Origin of the sequence: Streptomyces sp. WAC04114 (assembly GCF_019733245.1) — a bacterium.
Taxonomy (GTDB): Bacteria; Actinomycetota; Actinomycetes; order Streptomycetales; family Streptomycetaceae; genus Streptomyces; species Streptomyces massasporeus_A.
Window position 1 is genome coordinate 1 of sequence record NZ_JAIGQA010000296.1, and the last position, 5,279, is coordinate 5,279.

The 5,279-nt window shown below is 72.5% G+C and carries 1 protein-coding gene; it reads left to right on the top strand.

All coding sequences use genetic code 11. The annotated features are described in order from the left end of the window. Positions 1–14: 14 nt before the first annotated feature. Positions 15–5,279 (top strand): non-ribosomal peptide synthetase (locus K4G64_RS38135; protein ID WP_221760444.1); only part of this gene is annotated, 5,265 nt, incomplete at its 3' end.

The following is a 5,279-nucleotide window of genomic DNA, read 5'->3' on the forward strand; positions in this document are numbered from 1 at the left end:
GCGCTGATGAGCAGGTGAAGGTACGCGGCTTCAGGATCGAACCGGGTGAGGTCCAGGCCGCCCTCGCCGCCCACCCCCAGGTGGCCCGCGCGGCTGTCGTCGCCCGCGAGGACACCCCGGGCGACGTGCGCCTGGTCGGCTACGTCGTAGTAGACGACGACACGGCCGAACTGCCCGACTCCATCACCCGGTTCCTGTCGGCCCGACTGCCGGACTACATGGTCCCCTCGGCGATCGTCGTCCTGGACGAGCTCCCGCTGACCGTCAACGGCAAGCTCGACCGCAAGGCCCTCCCCGCACCCGAGTATCAGGCCGGCGCAGGCCGAGGCCCGGCCAACGCCCGCGAAGAGATCCTCTGCGAGGCCTTCGCTGACGTGCTCGGGCTCGACAGCGTGGGTGTGGACGACGACTTCTTCACACTCGGCGGGCACTCCCTCCTCGCCGTCCGGCTGGTCAGCCGGGTCCGGACGGTGCTCGGTGTCGAGTTGGAGATCGCCACCCTCTTCGAGACCCCGACGGTGGCCGGTATCGCGGCCGCCGTGGACCGTGCCGACGCCAGGCGTACGGCCCTCACGGTGCGGGAACGGCCCGAGCGGGTGCCGCTGTCGTTCGCGCAGCGTCGGCTGTGGTTCCTGAACCGTCTGCAGGGGCCCGGCGCGACGTACAACGTGCCGACCGTGCTGCGGCTGACCGGGGCAGTGGACCGGGATGCGCTGGCCGGGGCCCTGCGGGACGTCGTGGAGCGGCACGAGGTGCTGCGGACGGTGTTCCCGGCGGCGGACGGGGAGCCGTACCAGCGGATTCTCGCGCCGGCCGACATCGACTGGGCCCTGACGGTCAACCCCGTCGCTGCCGAGGACCTGGACGAGGCGGTGGCCGGGGCCACGGGGTACGCGTTCGACCTGGAGTCGGAACTGCCGGTCCGGGCATGGCTGTTCGAGACGGCCGACGACGAGCGCCTGCTCGTGGTGACGGTGCATCACATCGCCGGTGACGGCTGGTCGACGGCTCCGCTCGCGCGTGACCTGTCGGCCGCGTACGCGGCCCGGTGCGCGGGGCGGGCTCCCGGCTGGGAGCCGCTGCCCGTGCAGTACGCCGACTATGCGCTGTGGCAGCGTGACCTGCTCGGCGACGAGACCGACCCGGACAGCCTCGTCTCCCGGCAGACCGCCTACTGGCGTGAGGCGTTGGCCGGCGCTCCGACGGAGCTGGAACTGCCCTTCGACCACGCGCGTCCAGCGATCTCCTCCCACCTGGGCCACGAGGCGCTGCTGGAGGTGCCGGCCGAGCTGCACGCACGGCTGGCCGAACTCGCCCGTACCGAGGGTGTGACCATGTTCATGGTCGTCCAGGCGGCGCTGGCGGTGTTGGTGTCCCGGCTCGGCGCGGGTGACGACATCCCGATCGGCGTGGCCGTCGCGGGCCGCTCGGACGAGGCCCTGGACGACCTGGTCGGGTTCTTCGTGAACACCCTCGTGACGCGCACGGACCTGTCCGGCGAGCCGACCTTCCGTGAGGTGCTCGGCCGGGCGAAGGCCACCGGTCTGGCGGCCTTCGCCCACCAGGACGTGCCGTTCGAGAAGCTGGTCGAGGAGCTGGCCCCGCACCGCTCCCTGGCCCGTCACCCGCTGTTCCAGGTGATGCTGACCCTCCAGAACAACGACGAGGCGACACTCGACCTGACGGGGGCACTGGTCGGCGAACCGGCGGGCGTGACCGGCGTGGCCACCGTGGCCAAGTTCGATCTGGACCTGTCCGTACAGGAGGCCGTGGACGCCCAGGGCGCCCCGGCCGGACTGCGAGGATCGCTGGTCGCGGCGGCCGATCTGTTCGACGCGCCGTCCGTCGAGCGAATCGCGCAGCGGCTCCTGCGGGTCCTGACGGCGCTGGCCGAGAACCCGGACGCCACCGCCGGCACCGTGGACGTCTTCGGGGACGAGGAGCGGCGCCAGGTCCTGCGGGACTGGAACGACACGGGTCGCCATGTCCCGGACGTCACGGTGGCCGAGGCCTTCGACGCACAGGTGGCGCGCACTCCCGAGGCAATCGCGGCGGCATTCGGGGACGTCGAGCTGTCGTACGCCGAACTGGACGCGCGGGCCAACCGGCTGGCCCGCCTGCTGATCGCGCGGGGCGTGGGCCCGGACGCGGTGGTGGCGGTCGTGATGCGCCGCGACCTCGACCTGCTCGTGGCGCTGCTGGCCGTCCTCAAGGCGGGTGGCTCGTACCTGCCCGTCGACGTCGATCACCCGGCGGAACGGATCGCGTTCGTGCTCGCCGACGCCGCCCCGGTGTGCGCGCTGACCTCGGCGGAATGCGCGCCGATCGTGCCCGAGTCGTTCGAGGCGCCCGTGCTCCCCGTGGACGACCCGGCACTGTGGGACGCGGCGGAAGCGTCCGACTCGTCGCCGGTGACCGGGGCCGACCGGCGCGGCACGCTGCTGCCCGGCCACGCCGCCTACGTCATGTACACCTCCGGTTCCACGGGTACGCCGAAGGGCGTCGTGACCACCCAGCGCGACGTCGTACAGCTGGCCGTCGCCTCGTTCTGGGGCGTCGAGCAGGACGCGCGGGTCCTCTTCCACGCCCCGCACGCCTTCGACGCGTCGTCGTACGAGTTGTGGGTCCCGCTCCTCGCGGGCGGCCGCGTGGTCGTCGCCCCCTCCGGGCCGATGGACGCCGGCACGGTGCGTTCCCTCGTCACCCGGCACGCGCTGACCCACGTGCACGTCACCGCCGGACTCGGGCGCGTGCTGGCCGAGCAGGACCCCGGATGCTTCGAGGGCGTCCGGGAGATCCTGACGGGTGGCGACGTGGTGCCGGTGGAGTCGGTCCGCCGCATCCTCGACGCCTGCCCCGGAGTCGTCGTCCGGCACCTGTACGGGCCGACCGAGGTCACGCTGTGCGCCACGCAGTACGCCGTCCACGGCGCCGACGCGCTCGGCGAGGCACTGCCCATCGGCAACCCCCTGGACAACATGCGGGTCTTCGTCCTGGACGAGTACCTGACACCGGTGCCGGTCGGGGTGGCGGGCGAACTGTACGTCGCCGGCGCCGGCCTGGCTCGCGGCTACCTCGGCCGAGCCGACCTGACCTCCGAGCGCTTCGTCGCCAACCCCTTCGGCGCGGATGGCGAGCGGCTGTACCGCACCGGCGACCGGGTTCGGTGGGCCCCCGACGGCCGCCTCGTCTTCGTGGGCCGCGCCGACGAGCAGGTCAAGATCCGCGGGTTCCGGGTGGAGCCGGGCGAGGTCGAGACGCTGCTGGCCGCGCACCCCCGCGTCGCCCAGGCGGCCGTCCTCGCCCACCTGGACGGTACCGCGCAGGACAAGCAGCTGGTCGCCTACGTCGTGCCCGCCGAGTCCGGGGCTCCGGCCGCCGAACTCGCCCGCGCGGTACGGGAGTACTCGGAACAGCGCATGCCGTCCTACATGGTGCCGTCGGCGGTCGTGGTGCTCGGTGCCCTGCCGCTCACCGCCAACGGGAAGCTGGACCGCAGGGCCCTGCCCGCGCCCGACACCATCGCCACCCCCGGCACTGGCCGCGGACCCGCCTCCGTGCGGGAGGAGATCCTCTGCCTGGCCTTCGCCGAGGTCCTCGACCTGCCCTCGGTGGGCGTGGACGACGACTTCTTCGAGCTGGGCGGACACTCACTGCTCGGCGTCCGGCTCGTCAGCCGGATCCGCACCGTGCTCGGGGTCGAGGTCCCGCTGCGGGTGCTCTTCGAAGCCCCGACCGTGACTTCGCTGGCCGCCCGGCTGACCGACGCCGAGCGAGCCCGCCCCGCCCTGACCGAGCTTCCTCGTCCCGAACGGATACCGCTGTCGTTCGCGCAGCGCCGACTGTGGTTCCTCAGCCGGCTGGAGGGCCCGAGCGCGACCTACAACATCCCCGTCGCCCTGCGGCTGACCGGCGCCCTGGACCGCGCGGCGCTGAACGCGGCACTGCGGGACGTCCTCGCGCGCCATGAGGTGCTGCGCACCGTCTTCGCGGTCGCCGACGGGGAGCCCTACCAGCGGATCCTGGCGCCCGAAGACCTCGACTGGGAACTCACCCACACCGACCTACCCCCGGCGGAACTCGCCCGGGCTGTCGCCAAGACGGCCGAGCATCCCTTCGACCTCTCGGCGGAACTCCCCATCCGGGCAGAGCTGTTCAGCGCGTCCGACGAACACGTCCTCGTGGTGACGGTGCATCACATCGCCGGCGACGGCTGGTCCTCGGCCCCGCTGGCACAGGACGTGTCGCGTGCGTACGCGGCCCGGTGCGCGGGGCAGGCCCCCGGCTGGGAGCCGCTGCCGGTGCAGTACGCCGACTACGCCCTCTGGCAGCGCGAGCTGCTCGGCGACGAGAACGACCCCGAGAGTCTCATCGCCCGCCAGATCGCCTACTGGCGTGAGGCCCTGGCCGGCGCGCCGGAGGAGCTGGAGCTGCCCTTCGATCACTCCCGCCCGGAGATCGCGTCCCACCGGGGACACACCGCCTCCCTGGCCGTCGGGCCGGAGGTGCACGCCCGGCTGGCCGAACTGGCTCGGGCGGAAGGCGTGACCGTGTTCATGGTCATGCAGGCGGCGCTCGCCGTCCTGCTGTCACGGCTGGGCGCCGGCACCGACATCGTGATCGGCTCGGCACACGCCGGACGCACCGACGAGGCCCTGAACGGCCTGGTCGGCTGCTTCGTGAACACCCTGGTCCTGCGCACGGACCTGTCCGGCGAACCCACGTTCCGTGAACTGCTGGCCCGGGTCAGGGAGACCGACCTGTCGGCCTTCGGACACCAGGACGTGCCGTTCGAACGGCTGGTGGAGGAACTCTCCCCGTCCCGCTCCATGGCCCGCCACCCCCTCTTCCAGGTCGTCTTCACCAAGCAGGACACGCTGAAAGCGGAGCTCGACCTGACGGGCGTGCAGGCCGGCGCGGTCGCGGAGGAGATCTCCCTCGGGAAGAGCGCCGCGAAGTTCGACCTCGACGTCCTGGTGGCGGAGGCGTTCGGCTCGAACGGGACGCCTGCGGGCCTGCACGGCTCGGTGACCGTGTCCCTGGACCTCTTCGAGCCCCAGTGGGCCGAGCGCATCGCCACGACCTGGACACGCGTCCTCGAACTCCTCGTCATCCAACCGCAGTTGCCGGTGAGCGCGGTCGACGTGCTGGGTGTGGATGAGCGTCGGCGGGTGTTGGTGGAGTGGAACGACACCGGTTCTGTCGGGGTGCCTGTGCTGGTGCCGGAGGCGTTCGAGGTGCGGGTGGCGCGGACTCCGGGTGCGGTGGCGGTGGTCGAC